At 59.9% G+C, this 17560-nt stretch carries 13 protein-coding genes; 5 read left to right on the forward strand and 8 right to left on the reverse strand.

Features of this window, described 5'->3' with window-relative positions; all coding sequences use genetic code 11:
• The first annotated feature begins 59 nt into the window (after positions 1-59).
• Positions 60-1250 carry a glutamine-hydrolyzing carbamoyl-phosphate synthase small subunit gene (gene carA / locus NW845_RS09505; RefSeq protein WP_414378293.1) on the forward strand — a complete coding sequence of 397 codons (1191 nt, stop codon included), beginning with the start codon at positions 60-62 and terminating at the stop codon, positions 1248-1250.
• 8 nt (positions 1251-1258) lie between these two features.
• Here carA and NW845_RS09510 read toward each other — a convergent pair whose 3' ends face one another.
• The 3 genes from NW845_RS09510 to NW845_RS09520 all read right to left on the reverse strand — a co-directional run bounded on the left by NW845_RS09510 (position 1259) and on the right by NW845_RS09520 (position 5865).
• Positions 1259-2791, reverse strand: coding sequence for a UDP-N-acetylmuramoyl-L-alanyl-D-glutamate--2,6-diaminopimelate ligase (locus tag NW845_RS09510; protein WP_414378295.1), 1533 nt, complete (start codon positions 2789-2791; stop codon positions 1259-1261).
• 69 nt (positions 2792-2860) lie between these two features.
• On the reverse strand, positions 2861-4627 hold the full coding sequence (locus NW845_RS09515) for an ABC transporter ATP-binding protein (RefSeq protein WP_414378297.1): 1767 nt from the start codon (positions 4625-4627) through the stop codon (positions 2861-2863).
• A 59-nt stretch (positions 4628-4686) separates the two neighbouring features.
• The gene (locus tag NW845_RS09520) at positions 4687-5865 is read right to left on the reverse strand and encodes a 1-deoxy-D-xylulose-5-phosphate reductoisomerase (protein ID WP_414378299.1); all 1179 of its coding nucleotides are present in this window, start codon (positions 5863-5865) and stop codon (positions 4687-4689) included.
• 386 nt (positions 5866-6251) lie between these two features.
• On the opposite strand from NW845_RS09520, the gene NW845_RS09525 reads away from it, so the two are divergent.
• Both NW845_RS09525 and rpsU read left to right on the forward strand, forming a co-directional pair.
• Complete coding sequence (locus NW845_RS09525) at positions 6252-7439, forward strand: trypsin-like serine protease (protein ID WP_414378300.1); 1188 nt, start codon at positions 6252-6254, stop codon at positions 7437-7439.
• An 82-nt stretch (positions 7440-7521) separates the two neighbouring features.
• The gene (rpsU, locus tag NW845_RS09530) at positions 7522-7707 is read left to right on the forward strand and encodes a 30S ribosomal protein S21 (RefSeq protein WP_011429105.1); all 186 of its coding nucleotides are present in this window, start codon (positions 7522-7524) and stop codon (positions 7705-7707) included.
• 397 nt (positions 7708-8104) lie between these two features.
• Here the strand turns inward: rpsU and NW845_RS09535 are convergent, their stop codons facing one another.
• From NW845_RS09535 to NW845_RS09555, 5 genes are all read right to left on the reverse strand, one after another.
• Complete coding sequence (locus tag NW845_RS09535) at positions 8105-11851, reverse strand: PAS domain S-box protein (RefSeq protein WP_414378302.1); 3747 nt, start codon at positions 11849-11851, stop codon at positions 8105-8107.
• 127 nt (positions 11852-11978) lie between these two features.
• Complete coding sequence (locus NW845_RS09540) at positions 11979-12530, reverse strand: hypothetical protein (protein ID WP_414365914.1); 552 nt, start codon at positions 12528-12530, stop codon at positions 11979-11981.
• An 80-nt stretch (positions 12531-12610) separates the two neighbouring features.
• The gene (locus NW845_RS09545) at positions 12611-13219 is read right to left on the reverse strand and encodes a Uma2 family endonuclease (protein ID WP_414365913.1); all 609 of its coding nucleotides are present in this window, start codon (positions 13217-13219) and stop codon (positions 12611-12613) included.
• A gap of 27 nt (positions 13220-13246) precedes the next feature.
• Positions 13247-13831: a Uma2 family endonuclease gene (locus NW845_RS09550; protein WP_414378304.1), complete on the reverse strand. Its 585-nt coding sequence runs from the start codon at positions 13829-13831 to the stop codon at positions 13247-13249.
• Between the two features lie 58 nt (positions 13832-13889).
• Positions 13890-14489 carry a Uma2 family endonuclease gene (locus NW845_RS09555; RefSeq protein WP_414378306.1) on the reverse strand — a complete coding sequence of 200 codons (600 nt, stop codon included), beginning with the start codon at positions 14487-14489 and terminating at the stop codon, positions 13890-13892.
• Positions 14490-14664: 175 nt separating this feature from the next.
• On the opposite strand from NW845_RS09555, the gene csx2 reads away from it, so the two are divergent.
• Together csx2 and NW845_RS09565 are read left to right on the forward strand one after the other, a co-directional pair.
• The gene (gene csx2, locus NW845_RS09560) at positions 14665-15924 is read left to right on the forward strand and encodes a TIGR02221 family CRISPR-associated protein (RefSeq protein ID WP_414378307.1); all 1260 of its coding nucleotides are present in this window, start codon (positions 14665-14667) and stop codon (positions 15922-15924) included.
• 242 nt (positions 15925-16166) lie between these two features.
• The coding region (locus NW845_RS09565; RefSeq protein WP_414378309.1) for a type III-B CRISPR-associated protein Cas10/Cmr2 at positions 16167-17560 on the forward strand (1394 nt) is incomplete at its 3' end.

The raw sequence follows: 17560 nt of genomic DNA on the forward strand, positions 1-17560 counted from the left end.
CCCAAGGGGAGAGGGGAGTTATGGGTGGCTTGTGGTTGTTTGCTGTAGGTTCACAGGTTATGGTCTCCTCAACTCTTGAAGCACCGGAAAAAGTTTTCCCCTGGCAAACTCGGCAGCCGGCTCTGCTGGTGCTGGCCGATGGCACGGCCTTTGCCGGCTGGTCGTTTGGAGCAGAGGGCACGGCGGTGGGTGAGGTGGTGTTCAACACAGGCATGACCGGCTACCAGGAGGTGATGACGGATCCAAGCTACCGGGGGCAGTTGATCACCTTCACCTACCCGGAATTGGGGAACACGGGGGTAAACGACCTGGATCAGGAATCGGCACAGCCCCAAGCCGCCGGGATCATCGCCCGCAACGTGTCGCGCCTGGCCAGCTCCTGGCGCGCTACGGGGACGCTGCCTGACTACCTCAAGCAGCACGGGATCCCGGCCATTGCCGGGGTGGATACGCGGGCCCTGACGCGGCGGCTGCGCTCACAAGGGGTAATGAACGGGGCCCTCTCAACCGAGATCTTGGATCCGCAGGCGCTGCTGGAGCGGGTGCGCCAGGCCCCTGCCATGCAGGGGCTGAGCCTGGTGGCAGAGGTTACAACGCCCAAGCCCTACGAGTGGCTGGAGCCCACCCCCGCCGATTGGGACTATGGCCGCAGCCAAGGGATCCGGATCCCGGATCCCCCTTTGCGGGTGGTGGCGCTGGATTTTGGCATCAAGCGCAACATCTTGCGCCGCCTGACTCGCTACGGCTGCCGCGTGATGGTGTTGCCGGCCCACGCCAGCCCGGAGGAGATCCTGAGTTACAACCCCGATGGGATTTTCCTCTCCAACGGGCCCGGGGATCCAGCGGCAGAGACAACGGCCATCCGCACCACCCAGGCGCTGCTGCAAAGCGGGAAACCCCTGTTTGGCATCTGTCTGGGCCACCAGATCCTCAGCCTAGCTCTGGGCGGATCCACCTACAAGCTGAAGTTCGGCCACCGCGGCCTCAACCACCCCTGTGGGCTGGAGCAGAAAGTGGAGATCACCAGCCAAAACCACGGCTTTGCGGTAGATGCCACTTCGATCCCGGCGGAGGAAGCGGAAATTACTTACCTTAACTTCAATGACCGCACCGTGGCCGGGATCCGCCACCGCCACCTACCTTTGTTTTCCGTGCAGTATCACCCAGAGGCCAGCCCCGGCCCCCACGATGCCGACCATCTCTTCCGGGAGTTTGTGGAGCTGATGCTGCAGAAGAGAGGGCAGGAGTAGCCTAACCCTCACCCCCGGCCCCTCTCCCTGAGGGAAAGGGCGGCACGGGCCTCTTCCCGGTCGTCGAAGTGGATCTTCTCGGTGCCTAGGATCTGGTAGTCTTCGTGGCCTTTGCCAGCAATCACCACCGTATCACCTGGCTGGGCCTCCAGGATGGCCAGGCGAATGGCTTGGCGGCGATCCACCTCCACCGCCCAGGGGGATCCAGGGATCCCGGCCAAAATGTCCTGCAGGATCCGCTGCGGATCCTCTGTGCGGGGGTTGTCGGAGGTCACCACCACCTGATCGGCCCAGGTGGCGGCAATGCGGCCCATCTGCGGGCGCTTGCCCCGGTCGCGATCCCCGCCACAGCCAAAGACGCAGATCAGCCGGCCTTGCACTTGCGGGCGCAGGGCCTTGAGCAGGTTTTCCAGCCCATCGGGGGTGTGGGCATAGTCTACGATTACCGTGATGTCCTGCCCCGGCAGGCTCACCCGCTCCATCCGCCCCGGCACACCGGGAAAACGGGGCAGGGCCGACTGGATAACCTCAACCGGGATCCCCAGGTGCAGCGCCACCCCTACTGCCGCCAGCAGGTTGGCCAGGTTGAAGGATCCCACCAGCGGCGCTGCCACAGCAAAGCTGCCCAAAGGGGTGTGCAGGGTTGCCTGCAGGCCGTTGGGGTGAAGTTGAACGTCGCTGGGCCAGAGGGCAGGGATCCCTTCCAAAGGCCGGAGGGAATAGGCCCAGGGCTCTAGGAGAGCTGGGAGGGCTTCGAGCAGCCGTCGTCCCCCCTCGTCGTCGGCGTTGACCACCGCCCGCCCCTGCAAGTACTCCGGCCGGAACAGGGTGGCCTTAGCCTGCCAGTAGTTTTCCATGCTGCCGTGGAAATCCAGGTGATCCTGGGTGAAGTTGGTCCAGACGGCAGCGGCAAAGCTACACCCCCAAGCCCGATCCTGAGCCAAGGCATGGGAGCTGACCTCCATCACCGCCACCTCCGCCCCAGCCCGCTGGGCTTCCCTGAGGCTGCGCTGCAGCTCCGGCGGAAACAGGGTGGTGTGGGAGGCCCCTTCACAGTGGCCGGGCCAGCGGTTGTAGAGGGTGCCCAGCAAGGCAGTGGGGCGACCGGCAGCCTGCAGCAGATGTTCGATGAGATGGGTGGTGGTGGTTTTGCCGTTGGTGCCAGTGACCCCTACCAAGGTAAGCTGGCGGGCCGGAAAACCATAGAAGGCTGCCGCCACCTGGGCCACAGCCCGGTTCAGGCCGGCGCGGGGCAACACCAAAATGGGCCGACTGCTCCCTTCAGCCTCTCCGCTGACTTGCTTCCACGCCTCCTGCGAGATGAGAGCCGCCACCGCTCCTCCGGTAAGCGCCGCCCGGACAAACTCGCCGCCATCGACGCGGGATCCCGGCATGCCCAAGAAGAGATCCCCGGCCTGCACCTGGCGCGAATCGGTGCACAGACCCCTGACCTGCACCCCCTCCAGGGATCCCTGGGCCAACTGGGGTTGGATCCCGGCTTGGCCGAGCAATTGGCGCAGATCGATCCCGTTGCTTCCCATGCTTTTGCCACTCCCCACAGCTTTGCAGCTTAGGGTAGCCGCTGGGCCGGCTTTCTGGCCAGAGAAACCCTAGGCCAGGGCCTCTTCCAGCTTTTGCTTGGCCCAGAGGCGGGCGTAGAGGCCGTCGGCATCAGCCAGCAACTGGGCATGGGATCCCTGCTGCACGATGCGACCTTGGTTCATGACCCAGATCTGATCCGCCTCCACCGCCGCCGTGAGGCGATGGGTAATCAAGATCACCGTTTTCTGGGCCGTGGCCTGGCGCAGGTGGCGGAGAATGGCCTGGGCCGTCTCATTGTCCACGCTGGAGAGGCAGTCATCCAAAATCAAAATCGGCGCATCCACCAGCAACGCCCGCGCCAGGGCCACCCGCTGCCGCTGGCCGCCGGAAAGGGTGATGCCCCGCTCCCCCACCAGCGTGTCGTAGCCCTTGGGAAAGTGGAGGATCTCGGCGTGGATGTGGGCGGCTTTGGCGGCCCATTCCACCTCCCAATCTTCCGCCTGGGGCTTGCCATAGCGGATGTTGTCCCGAACGGTGGCGCTGAAGAGGAAGCTCTCCTGGGGCACGTAGGCAATGGCGCGGCGCAGGGATCCCAGTTGAAGCTGGGTAATATCCTGCCCATCCAGAAACACTTGCCCTGGCTGGATCTCCAGCAGGCGGGGCAGGGCATTGGCCAGGGTGGACTTGCCCGCCCCAATCGGCCCCACCACCGCCACCAGTTGCCCCGGCTCGATGCAAAAGTGCAGATCCTGCAGCGCCGGCGTTGCGGATCCCGTATTGGCATAGGCAAAAGTCAGCCCCCTAGCCTCGATGCGCCCCTGCACCTTTTCCAGAGGCAGCGGCAGAGCCTGGGGGGCATCGCGGATGGTGGGCTCCACCCGCAGCAAGGCGTCGATCCGCTCCAGGCTGACCTGGCCCCGCTGGTAGGCGGTGATGGTAAAGCCCAGCAAAGCGGTGGGAAATACCAGCCGTTCCACGTAGAGGGTGAGGGCGGAAAAATCCCCAATCGTCAGCCGCCCCGCGGCAATCTGCGGCCCCCCCACTGCCAACGACAGCAGCAGGCTCAGGCTAACCAAAGCCACCAGGGAGGGGAAAAGCAGGTTGCGGGTGAGGGCCAAGCGCAAATTGGCCTGCAGCAGCCGCTCGTTGCGGCGGCGAAACTCCCGCTGCTCGTGCTCTTCCTGGGCATACACCTTGATCAGGGTGATGCCGTTCATGTCCTCCTGGATGAGATCGCTCAGATTGGCCAGCTCCTGCTGCACCTGAAGCTGCTCCTGCTGCAGACGGGTGCTGGTCAACTTCACCAGCCCCAGCATCACCGGAAACACCGATAGGGCCAAGGCGCTCAGACGTGGCTCAATACCCAACATGGCCGGCAGCGTAGTGCCGTAGGCAAAGATTGTATTGGCCAAATTGAGCAGGGCAAAGCCCAGTAGGCGGCGGACATTTTCCACATCGCTGGTGATGCGGGTGAGAATATCCCCAATGGTCTGCTGGGCAAAGTAGGAAGGCTGCAGGGTAAGCAAATGCTCGAAGATGGCCTGCTTGAGGCGAAACTCCACCTGCCGCCCTACGCCAAACATCCACACCCGCGAGGCAATGCGAATGCCCATCATCAGGGTGGAGACAACCAGCACCACCAGAGCGTAGAGGGCAATGCGGCTGGGCGACAGCGCGGCCAGGTTCTGGCTGAGATCATCGATGGCCAGCTTGACATACCAGGGCAGGAACACCCCCAGCCCGTTCACCACCAGCAGGGATCCAATGCCCAGCACCACCTGGCGCCGATAGGGGCGCAGATAACGGGCCAGTTGTCGGAGATGGGATCCCGCCACTCAGGTGCTCCTCCAGCTTCTTCCCACTCTAGCGCTGGGCCGGATCCCCCCGGTAGGGATTAGGCCAGAACCTGCGCTGGGGCCTGCTGCGCCAAGAGTTCCACCTGCTGGCGCGCCCAGGCATCTGCTTGCAAAATGTCCTCCAGGCTGGGGGCGGGGATGACCTGGTGCCGCTCACAGACCCGTTCCAGAAGGCGGGGGATATCCAAAAAACGAATGCGCTCTTGTAAGAACAAGGCCACGGCTGCCTCGTTAGCCGCATTCAACACCGCCGGCAGCGTCCCGCCCGCCCGCCCGGCGGCATAGGCCAGCTCCATGCAGGGATACTTGCGGTGATCCGGCGCCTTAAAAGTGAGGGATCCCAGCTTGACCAAGTCGAGGGAATCCCAAGGGGTGGTTAGGCGCTCCGGCCAACTGAGGCCGTAGAGAATGGGCAGGTGCATATCCGGCCAGCCCAACTGGGCCAGAACCGAGGTATCGGCCAGCTCAATCAGGGAGTGAACGATGCTCTGGGGGTGAATGAGGATCTCGATCCGGTCATAATCCAAACCAAACAGCCAGTGGGCCTCGATCACCTCCAAGCCCTTGTTCATCAGGGTGGCCGAGTCGATGGTGATCTTGCGCCCCATCACCCAGTTGGGGTGTTTGAGGGCATCCGCCAGAGTTGCCCGATCCAGTTGCTCGGCAGGCCAATCGCGAAAGGCCCCCCCTGAAGCCGTCAACAAGATCCTGCGCAGGGATCCCGGCGGCACCCCCTGCAAACATTGGAAGATGGCCGAATGCTCCGAGTCCACCGGGATGAGCTTGACGCCGTGCTTTTGCACCAGGGGCAGCACCACCGGGCCGCCTGCCACCAGGGTCTCTTTGTTGGCCAGGGCAATGTCCTTGCCGGCGCGGATGGCGGCCAGCGTAGGCAAGAGGCCGGCACAGCCAACGATCCCGGTCACCACCCGCTGGGCCGCCGGGTGGGCTGCCACCTGGCACAGACCCTCCGTGCCCGCCACCAACTCCGGCAGGGGTCGCATCCCGGTCAGCAGCGACCGCAGTTCCGGCAGCAGCTCCTCCCGGCCAATGGCCACAATCTGGGGGCGAAACCGCCACACCTGTTCCGCCAGGAGGGTAACATTGCTGTAGCTACTCAAGCCGACAACCCGAAAGCGATCGGGATACTGGGCCACCAAGTCCAGAGTTTGGGTGCCAATCGAGCCGGTGGAGCCGAGCAAGGTGATAGCCTGCATGGGTGATCCCTTTGCACTGGAGTGTCTGGGTTGCCAAAGAATGGCGGCCTGCCGGCGCGGACTTCCCCTGGCACAGCGTGCCCTGGGCTCCACCTCACAAGGGCTAGACCTGCCTCTCGCCCTTCATATTATCTTTGTCTGTGCTAGGCTGCTCTCCTAAGTTAAGCACCTCCGCGGGAATGCCGCGGTGGCGCTAGGGATCCGCCAAAGGCTAGCCTTTGGCCAACTGAGAGCCCAGCCCCTAAGCAAGCAGGGCTGATATCCTGAAGCTGGCTGGGGAACCCCCGCTGGAAAAGCTGCCCATGTTTGGCTCCGCAGAACCTTTTGTCCGTCTCAAGGCAAGCAGCGCTTGGCGAGCTGTTCTCGGACTATGGCTAGTTCTAGGCGTGAGTGCCTGTGGCGGCGGCAGTTCGGGTGGTTCTTTCTCCCCCCTCCCAGGACAAATTGAGGGATCCCACTTTGACGACCTCAACGGCAATGGCCTGCGGGATCCGGGAGAGCCGGGGCTGGCCGGCATCACCACCTTTTTGGACTTAAACGGCAATGGTCGCCTCGATGGGGGGGAGCCCAGCACCCTCAGCGATGCCAACGGCAACTTCCGCTTTTCCAACTTGCCCCCTGGCACCTACCGCGTCACCGCCCTTTTGCCCCCAGGGCGGGTGTTTACTGGGCCGCCCTCAGGCTTAGGTCGGATTGTCGGCGGCAGGCCGGCCCAGCCGGGGGCCTTTCCCTGGATGGTGGCCCTGCTGAACGCGGCGGAGCCGGATCCTTTTCAGGCGCAGTTTTGCGCCGGATCCCTGGTTGCTCCGGAGTGGGTGCTCACCGCCGCCCATTGCTTCTTCAATGATCAAGGCCAGCGGGTGGTGAACGCCCGCAGCCTGGATCTGTTGGTGGGAACAACCCGTCTGCAGGTTAGCGCCGGCCAGCGCATTCGCGCTGCGCAAATCGTCATCCACCCCGGCTACAATCCCCAGGTGGGGCAACTGGGGGGGAACGACCTTGCCCTGGTGCGCCTCTCGCGGCCGGTGGCTCTGGCCACCCTGCCCCTGGTGCAGCCCAACCAAACCAGCCTGACTGCCCCCGGCACGTTGGCCACCATTCTGGGTTGGGGGGCCACCTCCCCCCGCGACCTTGACCAAGAACCCAGCGGCTTTGCTCTGGATCTGCAACAGGCCGAAGTTCCCATCGTCGCCAACGAGGTGTGCAACGCGCCCCAGTCTTACAATGGCATCATTTTAGATACCATGCTCTGCGCTGGCTTTCCCCAAGGGGGTGTGGATACCTGTCAGGCCGACAGCGGCGGGCCTTTGCTCGTACCCAGCGGCAGCGGCTTTGCTCTGGCCGGAATCACCAGTTTTGGCAAAGGCTGCGCCCAGCCCAATTTCTACGGGGTGTATACGCGGGTGTCCAGCTTTGCCGGGTTTGTGCAATCGGTAACCGGCACTGCCCCCAGCCCAATGCCAGTTCCAACACCCTCCCCTTCTCCTGCCGTAGGGGCGACGGTCTCTTTGACGGTGAACCTGCGAGAGGGGGAGGTGGTTTCCGGGGTCAACTTCGGCAGCCGCGCCCAATAGGCAGGCCGGAGATGGTTTAGGATAGGGATCCCTGTTGTATCCAAGTCCGTTTTTGTTGATTGACGGAGGAGATGTCTTTCTTATGACTCAAGTGACGATTGGCGAAAACGAAGGGATTGAATCCGCGCTGCGCCGCTTCAAGCGCCAGGTCTCCAAGGCAGGCATTTTGCGGGATCTGCGCAACCATCGCCACTTTGAAACCAACCTGGAAAAGCGCAAGCGCAAAGCGGTAGCCATGCGGCGCAACCGCCGCAAATCGATGGCCTAGTCCTCTTCTCTTCAGTTACGGGATGTGGGTGGGCTAAAGCCCCTCTGCTTTAGTGGGGGAAGGAAGCCAACTTGGGGGCTTTAGCCCTGTTACCATTCTCGCGGCCCAAGGCAGCTACGTGCCTATTACACAGCAGAGTAGCTTGGTAGCCCCGTACTAAGTGCTCCGCGCTGCTGGCACGAGTAGTGCGGGGTGGAAAAGCCTTCGAGCGACTTAAGTCGCTCCCCAATGATGCAGGTCGTTACTATAGCTTTGGGTCGCCACTCAGCAACCATGGACTACGGATGCCAGCAGGTTCTGATTCAGGACAGGAAGCTAGTAGCCCTACGGGAGTACCTCTGCCAGCAGTCCAACAAGGTCTACAACTGCGCTTTGTACTACGCTCGCCAAGTCTCTTTCATAGCTGCGGCAGATGGGGCAGGTGGAGCGTAAAGGTTGTCCAGCCGGCGGTGCTGCTCACCTCGATGGATCCCCGCAACTGATCCACCATCTGCTTCACCAAGGCCAAGCCCAGCCCCGTGCCCCCTTCCTTCCAGGGATCCTTGCTGGGAATGCGGTAAAAGCGCTCAAAGACGCGCGTCAGCTCCTCGGCAGGGATCTCTTGGCTGTTGCTGACCTGGATGCGGCTTTGACGATTTTCCGTTTCAATTTGCAAGCGGATGGATCCCTGGGCCGGCGTGTATTTCACGGCATTGTGCAAAAGCTCGCGCAGGATCCTGCTCAACAGCAGGCGATCCGTCGTGAGGCTGCTTTCGAGGGGGACGCTGGCTTGAAAGCTCTGCCCCTTGGCGCGGGCCCGCTCCTCGGTAATGGCCAGCAGATCCCCCAGCAGCTCCTGCCAGGTGAGGGCTTGCACCTCCAGAGCGTAGGCCCCCGCCTGCAGGCGCTGCAGATCCAGCAGGTCGTTGATGAGCTCGATTTCCCGCTGGCATTCTCGCTCGGCAATGCTTAGATATTGAGCTCGTTTTTCGGGAGAGGGAGCCATCTGCAGCATCTTCAGAGCCATCTTCAAGCTGGCCAGGGGGGTGCGCAGCTCGTGGCTGACGGTGCTGATAAAGTCATCTTTGAGACGGTTAAGCCGCTCCAGGGCTTGCACCTGCTCTTGGGCAGCTTGGAACAGGCGTGCCTGGCGCAGCCCAATGGCGCATTGGTTGGCCACCTGCTGGATGAGAGCGATCTCCGCCTCATCAAAACAATGGCCGGAACCTCGAAACAGCCATAAATCTCCCAGAACTTGGTCTTTATCACTGAGGGGACAAGCGACCACCACATGGTGATCTTTAGCGGGACGCGGCAGATCTGAGGAGATGAAGCAAAATAAACAAGACTGCCCCCGCGTTAGTTGACGATATAGATCATCGTAGAGGCCCCCCACCATTGGTATGGCAGCGTTGAGGTCGGAATCCCAGTGGGGGCAATACTCGTAGTTGATGGTGGAAAGGGTGAGGTCGGCGTTGTAAAGGCCGATGTCACAGACATCCACATTTAAGTTTTCTCCCAGCTCGCGCACGGCGGTGTTGAGGATCTCGGCTTCGTCGAGAGAATCGCGCACGCGGTCGGTGATGCGTTTTAAGATGGCCTCAAATTGCAAAGCCCGCTCCAGCTCGGCGGTGCGCTGTTGCACCCTCTCCTCTAGCGTTTGGTTCAGGGCTTTTACCTGCTCGTAAAGCTGGGCCTGCTGCAAGGCAATGGCCAATTGCTCCGCTAGCTCTTGCAAAAGCCTGATCTCCCACTCCTGCCAAGGACGGCTGGCGCGGCAGTGCTGCGCCACCAAGAGGCCCCAGAGCTCCTCCCCCTGCCGAATGGGGATCACCAAGTTGGCCTGAGCCTGGAAAGAGTCCAAGAGCTCCCGGTAGCAGGGATCCAAAGGGGCCGTGGCCACATTGTCGATGGCCTGCACAAAGCCCTGCTGGTACTTGCGATAGCAGGGATCCTGATGAAAGTAGGAATCCCACACGGAGCGGCCTAAGTGGCTGGGCCAGGGATCCAGGACGGACTCGGCGGCTACAAACCCCCCTATGCCCTTCTGCAACTGGTAGATTATCACCCGATCCACCTGGAGAAACTCTCGCACTTCCGCCGCCGTGGTTTGCAGGAGGGGCTGCAAGTCCAGCTTCTCGCGGATCCGGCGCAGCAGGGATCCCAGAAGTCTTTCTCGCTCTGCCTCTTGCCGCAGCAAATCCTGGGCTTCTTTGAGAGGGGTTATATCCACAGCAATGCCGCAAACGGCATAGGGATCCCCTTGCCAATCCCGCAGGGCAAACTTGGTGATCCACGTTTCTTGCTTTTTGCCGTCTCGACAAATGGTGCGCTCATAGCTGATGGGAGCGGGAGACTGGATGGCCCTTTGATCTCCCTTGCGGAACTCCAGAGCTTCCTCTGGCGAGAAGAACTCCGTATCGGCCTTGCCGAGAACTTCTTCTGGGAGTTTACCGTTTTTTTGCAGGTAAGCTTGATTGACCTGTAAGTAGCGGCCCTGCAAATCTTTAACAAAGATGGGAAAAGGGATCCCGTCGAGGATGGCCTTGAGACGGGCCTCGCTCTCTCGCAGGGCCAGCTCCGCCTCTTTTTGCTCGGTGATATCTTCTGTGATGCCGGCAATGCGGATCACTTCTTGCTGTTCATTGAAAATAGGTCGGCAGGAAGTTCGCAACCAGCGCACCCGACCATCTCGATGGAAAATGCGATAGGTAACCGGCTTCTCTCCTCGGATAACTTGAGCTACGGCTTGCAAAACCTGAGGCAGATCTTCGGGGTGGATCGTGTCTTTCCACAGATCCGGCTTCTGGTAAAACTCCTCCGGCGTGTATCCCCAGATCTGCTTGCACTGAGGGCTTTTGTATAGGGATTGACTGAGATCCGGAGAATAGACAAAGAAGCTCACTGGCACAGCTTCGGCCATTTCCCGGAAGCGGGCTTCGCTTTCCCGCAGCGCCAGTTCTGTCTCTTTTTGCTGGGTAATGTCGCGGGTGCTGCAGACGATTCCCGCCACCGCAGGATCCTGCAAAAGGTCGGTACAGCGGCTCTCTAGCCATACCCAATGGCCATCCGCATGCTGCATTCGATAGATAAAGCTGAGCGTTTCGCCAGGTCGAGCCTTGAGGTGTTCAAGAGCACTGGCAACAATCTGCCGATCTTCTGGGTGAACCCAATCCAAAGGTATAGGTTCTCCCTCCTTAGGACAACGACCTAAAATTTTTTCAGCAACCGGGCAATTGAAGGGATAGACCAAGCCTTGGGCATCGATCCGGCACAAAATGTCGTGGCTGTTGTTGAGAAAGGCGCAAAAGCGCTCCTGTTGTTCTCGAACCTGCTGTTCCAGCCGCTTTTGTTCCGTAATGTCCAAGGCAATGCCGAGGCACCCCAAACCTTTGGACTCATCCTGCAGCTTCACGGCCAGGCGATAGACATAGCGCTCTTGGCCTTGAATGATTTCCTTGCCCTCCACTTGGGAAATCCCTTGCGGCTCTAGGTCGGCTAGAGCTTGGGAAGTGAACTCCAGCCACTGGGGGTACTGCTGAGCCATCTCTTGCAGGGAAGTGCCCAGCAGGTCGCCAAACCAGGCACGGTCGGTGGCATTTTGCAAAATCAGCACCCCCTGGGGATCCCTGGCCCATATGGCTGCCGGCAGGGCGTCCAAGAGGGCTTGCAATTGGGCTTCCCGCAGCCGCAGATTCTCTTCCAGTTGCTTTTGCTTGGTGATGTCTCGGCCCATCCCGCGAATAAACTGCAGCCGGCCTCGCCGGTCGAAGATGCCCTGGTTGATCCACTCAAGCCACCGCACCTGTCCCGCCGCGTCCACCATCCTAACAACCCTCGTGAAGGTGGGCTGCTGAGGGGTGAGCTGGGCTATCTGCTGCCGCACCTGCTCTTGCTCCTCTGGCAACAAGGCCTCGATCCAGCGCCGGCCCCGCCAATCGCCCAAAACCCTCTGATGGACTTCGTTGCACTCCAGCAACGTCGTATCGGGCCGCGCCAGGGTGACGATGTCGGGAAAACCAACCTGGGCCTGATGCAGCCGTCGCCTTTGCCAGAAGACAAGCGCCAGGAAAGAGGCTGCCCACAAAAGCAGCCACGGCCAGTTGCGCAAAGCATCCCTGACGACTAGGCTAACGGTTTCTAGAGTCTCCTCAGGAATAGTCATGACGGCTTAGCATTGCCGAAATTCTGTTCTGTGAAGGTTCGCAAAAGCACCTATCCAAATTCACACCCATTCTCGACAGCTTTCCAAGGATTGCCAAGTACTACAATCAACAGCTTATGAGGAAACCTCACGGGTTCATATAGGCCTGAATCCAGCCTGCCAGCCGCTGCGCCAAGGCAAGGGCTTCCGGCTCGCCTTTTTTGATCGCCGATTGGCTACTGAAACAAGCGATCACTTCTTCAAGCTCTTGTTCAAAAACCTGGGGACGGAGCTGCAACCGCACCTGAGCTTGTATCTGAAAGCTTTCCTGTGCTTCTTTATCCAAGATCTCTTGTCCCAGCCGCTGCAGCCGCACCCCTTGCAATTGGGCGAGAGGATAAGAGAAGACCTGCTGCCGCCAGATCCCCCAAGGGCCACCCAGCCGGGTCAGGGTCACCCGCTGCCGCTCCCGATCCACACTCAAGATCTGCCCCAGCCCCCAAGGGATCCCAATCCCCAGGCCCGCTGCTACAGCCAGTAGCCCCAGCAGAGGGGAAGGCTGCCAGAGCTGGGATCCCAGCGCCAACAACCCCAGCCCCGCCCCCACCCGCCAGGCCAGTTGCTCAGGGGTAAACCTTTGCAGGGCAATCCGCAGCCGCCTGGGGGTGCGCTCCAGAACTTGCAGGTGAACCAGCGCCATGGAAGGGGATCCCGTTTTTGGGGCCAGTTTACCAGGTGCCGCGGAACCCTGGAGGGTTTTGTTGCTAGGTTCGCAAAAAACTAAAACTCAGGTTCGGCAAAAAACTCCGACAAATCCAAGGCAAACCCAGGGATCACCTCTTCGCCTTCTAGGATGTCGCCTGGCCGCTTCAGTGCTGTGGGCTCAGGCTGACGGTAAACCAAAACATACTTTTCTTCGGGATGAATAAGCCAAACAAGGCGGGATCCGTTCTCAAAATAATCGACGATCTTGTTGTGGATCTCTCCTACAGTGTTGTCATCAGAGAGAACTTCCACAACCAAATCTGGGGATCCCTCGATATAACCCTTGGGGATCCCGCCAAGGGATCGCAGCCGCTCTTTGGAGAAGAAAGAACAATCTGGGGAGCGGCGATTGCCGGATTTCATTTTAAACGAAGTGTCGGAATCGAAGACAACACCCATTTTTTGGGCTCTAACATAGGCAGTCAGGAAAAAACTGATTAAACTAACGTAGTAGCCATGTCTTGCACCCGCTGAGCCCATTGCAATTAACTTTCCATTTACAACTTCGTAGCGATTGCCATCATCGGGCAGAGCCATAAACTCTTCATCAGTCCAAATCTTCCCAGAAGCTGTTGCAGAGCTTTCGGTAGGTTCCTTTGCTAGCCTTTCCAGAGCTTCAATCATGGTAGCCCTCTCAGATAGCTAAAACAACTAAGGGATCCGAGCCTGAGCAAACACATCCTGTGGGACAACCTTCAAGCCCGGCAAGAAGTTATCTTGGACAACTTGGGATCCTGTAAAGGTCTTTGGTGGGGCATCGGGGTAGAAGACGGTGATGCTCTTGGCCTGCGGATCTACAATCCAAACGCGGGGGATCTCAGCTTCCAGATAGTCCGCTGCCTTTTGAACCACAGCCCCAAAACTCTGACCGGGAGAAAGAATCTCCACTACCAGTTCGGGAGCTGTTGGACAAGGGCCATCTTCCTCAAGCTGCCCCGGCCAGCGTTCAAATGAGACATAAAGCAAGTCAGGAACGGGAAGCCACTCCTGACCCCGCCTTTGCAAAACAATTGCCAGCTCTGTATATACATCTCCCTTGCCCTGACACCACGCATCCAGAATGAAAAGCAATCGCTTCTGCAGAGAGGCATGAAATCTTTTAGGGGACATCGGCACATCTTTGGGAACAGCTTGCCCATCAACCAGCTCATAGGTCACATCTTCCTCTGGCAAGGCAAGAAACTGTTCAGGAGTGAGTTTTTGATGGGAAGCTGATACCTCTGCAGTTGATCGCATCACGAGTTCCTCATCGCTGACTCTCTTCTTGACCTCAGCTCAAACTTGGCTGAGCCGGCTAAGGGATCCCAGCCTGGGCAAACACATCCTGGGGAACAACCTTCAAGCCCGGCAAGAAATCATCTTGGATGGCTTGGGATCCTGTAAAAGTCTTTGGTGGGGCATCGGGGTAGAAGACAGTGATACTCTTGGCCTGCGGATCTACAATCCAAACGCGGGGGATCCCAGCTTCCAGATAGTCCGCTGCCTTTTGAACCACAGCCCCAAAACTCTGGCCGGGAGAAAGAATCTCCACTACCAGTTCGGGAATGGCCGAACAGGGCTCATCGGCCATGGCTTCAATTGGCAATCGCTCATGGGAAATGTAGGTGATGTCTGGGATCGGGATCCAGGGCTGTGCTTGTCGGGTAAGGAGAATTGCCCATTCAGTATGAGCGGATCCCGGCTTGGGGCACTCAGCAGCGGAGCACCAGTCCTCAAGGATTCGCCAAAGGATGGGCTGGAGACGAGCATGGAAGCGCTTTGGCGACATGGGTTCATGTTTGGGAATAGCTTGTCCGTCGACCAGCTCGTAGGTAATATCTTCCTCTGGCAAGGCGAGAAACTGTTCGGGAGTGAGTTTTTGATGAGAAATCGATAGCTTTTCGATCGAGAGCATGCCAGGATCCCCATCGTTCCAGAGGCCAACTGCTTTCTAGGCTAACTCTGGCCTCTTTCCACCTTCACTGCTTGGGAAAAGGCGTCTTGTTTTCGTGAAGGGGGGGCTTCCAGGTCGCGGTAGCTTGCAGGCGGTTGTGCTTTGATGCTTTGCAGACCCAACCGCGAGGATCCCCATGGCTAAAACCCTTTTGACCACCCTGGGCACCGGCGATTACACCGAGACGGTGTATTGTTTTGGGGAGCGGCGGGCAGAGAAAACCTGCTACGTTGCCAAAGCCCTCTGCCAGCTCTTTGAGATTGACAGAATTATCCTCCTGCTGACGGAAGAGGCCCGCGCCAAGCACTGGAGCCGCCTGCAGGAAGATCTACCTCCCCATGTGGAGAAGGTGGCCAAAGGCATTCCTGAGGGCAAAACCGAGGCGGAGACCTGGGCCATCTTCGACGTGCTGGTTGATAGCATCGAGCCCAACACCCGGCTGTTTTTTGATATCACCCACGCCTTTCGCTCCATCCCCCTGCTGGTGCTCTTGGGAGCTGCCCTTTTGCGCAAGGCCAAAAATGTCGAGATCCAGGGGCTCTACTACGGCCTCTACCGCCCTGGTCAGGCAGAAACCCCCATTATCGATCTCACCCCCGCCCTTCGGCTTTTGGACTGGCTGACGGCCACCGACAAGTTCATCAGCACCGGCTCAGCCCTGGAGCTGGGCCAGCTTTTGGACAGGGTTCAACGGGACTTTTACCGGCAGCAAAAGCCCGGCAAAGGGGATCCCAGGCCCACCCGGCTGCAGAGCTTTGGGCAAGCCATCCGCGACATCTCCCGTTCCCTGGAGCTGGTGAGGCCGGTGAGCCTTTTGGAGGATGACCTGCCCAGGTTGCAAAAGCACTCCACTCAGGAGTTGGCCGAAGAGGTGGGCCAATTTGCTAAGCCCTTTGGCCTGCTGCTGCAAAGCATTCAAGATAGCTACAGCCAACTGGCGCTGCCGGCAGACCAGAAGGAGGATCCCCGAGCTCAAGTTCAAAAGCACTTTCAACTGCTGCGCTGGTATGTGGAAAAGCGCTTCACCACCCAAGCCCTTCTCTTGGCCCGCGAGTGGGTGGTTTCTGCCCTTTGCCTCTGTGAGGGGATCCAAGACTACCGCAAACGAGAAGCGCGGCAGGGAATTGAACAGCAGTTGGGATCCCTTATCCAGCAAGCGGAGCTGGCTCAGTCTCTTCCTCCCATTGCCGCCCACGTTCCCGATGTCCAGCAGCTTGCTGATCTTTGGTCTCGCCTTAGCCAGTACCGCAACGACGTGGCCCATGTGCAGATGAATCCCGAACCTCTTCCCAGCGAAGCTCTGGAGGGCTTTGTGCTGCGGGATCTGCTGCCCAGGCTGGAGGCGCTGTTTCCCAATCTCACCTGCTCAGAAACTGCCGCAGCCTTGGAATCTTAGTAGGCTACAGACATTGGCCCACCCTCAGGTTCTGGGTTTTCAAGCTCGGTCAAACAGTTGGCAGGGGCTTAGCTTGTACAAGTCCTACTGAGCTGGAGAAATACTAAAGAAACCTGAGGGCTGGTCGGGATTGGTGGATTTTGTTTTGTAGCTTCTGCAGCCAGGTATCGGGTGGCTGTTGGGGTTTTGTTTACTTTTTTGTTTCTTGCGCGTTCAGTTTTTAACTCTCCTGCGAAAACACCATGTCTCATCACTACTGGCAAGCGAAGCTCTGGGGTTTGCTGCATGATCCTGCCCTCAAGGCCCTCCACGACGCCTCTGGCCGCGCTAAGGAAGGGCTGTGGCCAAACCTAGCGGCGATGCAAGGGTGGATCTCGCCCAAGGCGGAGGGATCCCTCCTAGCAAGCGTTGGCGATGCGGATCTGGTTGCCGCCGCCAGCGATCGGGCTGCCATTGGCCACCTGCCGGTTGCCATCGACTACCAGGTAGCCGATCGCGGCCACAGCCTGGGGCCGGGCCTAGAGATGAGCCATCTGCTTTCGGGGCGCAAGCGCTTTTGGCAACTGCCCGAAGAGGAACACCGGGCCCTGCAGCAAGCCGGCTCCCGCGCCGAGCACCTGATGCAGCTAGAGAAAAAGGTGATTCCCGATTGGATCCGGCAAGAAGAGGAGGATATCCAGAAGGTGTTCTGGTGGTTCTGGCGCTGTTTTCCCCAGGCGCTGGTTCGGGAGTTGGGCGATGAGAACCTCCTGCTTTTGCCGGCGGAAACGCGGCTGCCGGATGGATCCCTGTGGAGCCACACCAGTGTCGTGGCGGCCCTGGCGGGCTGTTTGGCCGGCTACGACGAGCCCAAGTTCACGCGGCCCTTTTTGGCCAGCTTCACCTTCAACCCCATCCAGGAGCTGATTAAAGCCAGCCGCAAGATGCGGGATTTCTGGGCCGGATCCTGGCTGTTGCACTACCTCTCGGCACGGCTTTGCTGGCGCCTAGCGGAGAAATACGGCCCCGACTGCCTGCTCTACCCCAGCCTCTACGGCCAGCCGTTGATCGATGCCTGGCTGCTGGAGAAGTACCCCAAATTTGCCGAGTGGATCCCGCAGCCTTCTGCCCACGCCCTGCTCACCGCCGGCTTCCCCAACGTGATCCTCTTGCTGTTGCCGGAAGAGCGGGTGGAGGCGGCCATGCAGTTGGCCCAGCAGACCCTCAAAGAAGAATGGCGCCACCTGGCCGAAAGAGCGCTGGAGCACCTGCAACTGGAGCGCCGCTGGCTGGTGCAGTTGCGCCCGGAGGATCCCACCTGGGAGGGATGGCTGGAGCACCAGTGGCAGCTCTACTGGGCAGCGGCACCCCTGGGATCCCCCCAGCAAAGACTCAAAGACACCGCCATCCTCAAGTCCCAGGAGCCGGTCGAACGGGATCCCTGGGTCAGCGCCCAAAACCGCACCTACCACCTAACAGGAGAGCGGCAGCTTTTTGCCGACGCGGAGCTGAAGTTCCTGCGGATCAGCTTCTGGGATCCCCAAAAGCAGCAGCGCCGCCAGTACAAGCCGGGGCTGAACGTCGGCTCCTGGTGGGCAGCGGCGGTGGAGGCGACGCGCCGACTGCAGGCTGCCTGCAAACAGGCCCGCGATTGGCA

The sequence above is a fragment of the Synechococcus sp. H60.2 genome (assembly GCF_047462315.1).
Lineage (GTDB): Bacteria > Cyanobacteriota > Cyanobacteriia > Thermostichales > Thermostichaceae > Thermostichus.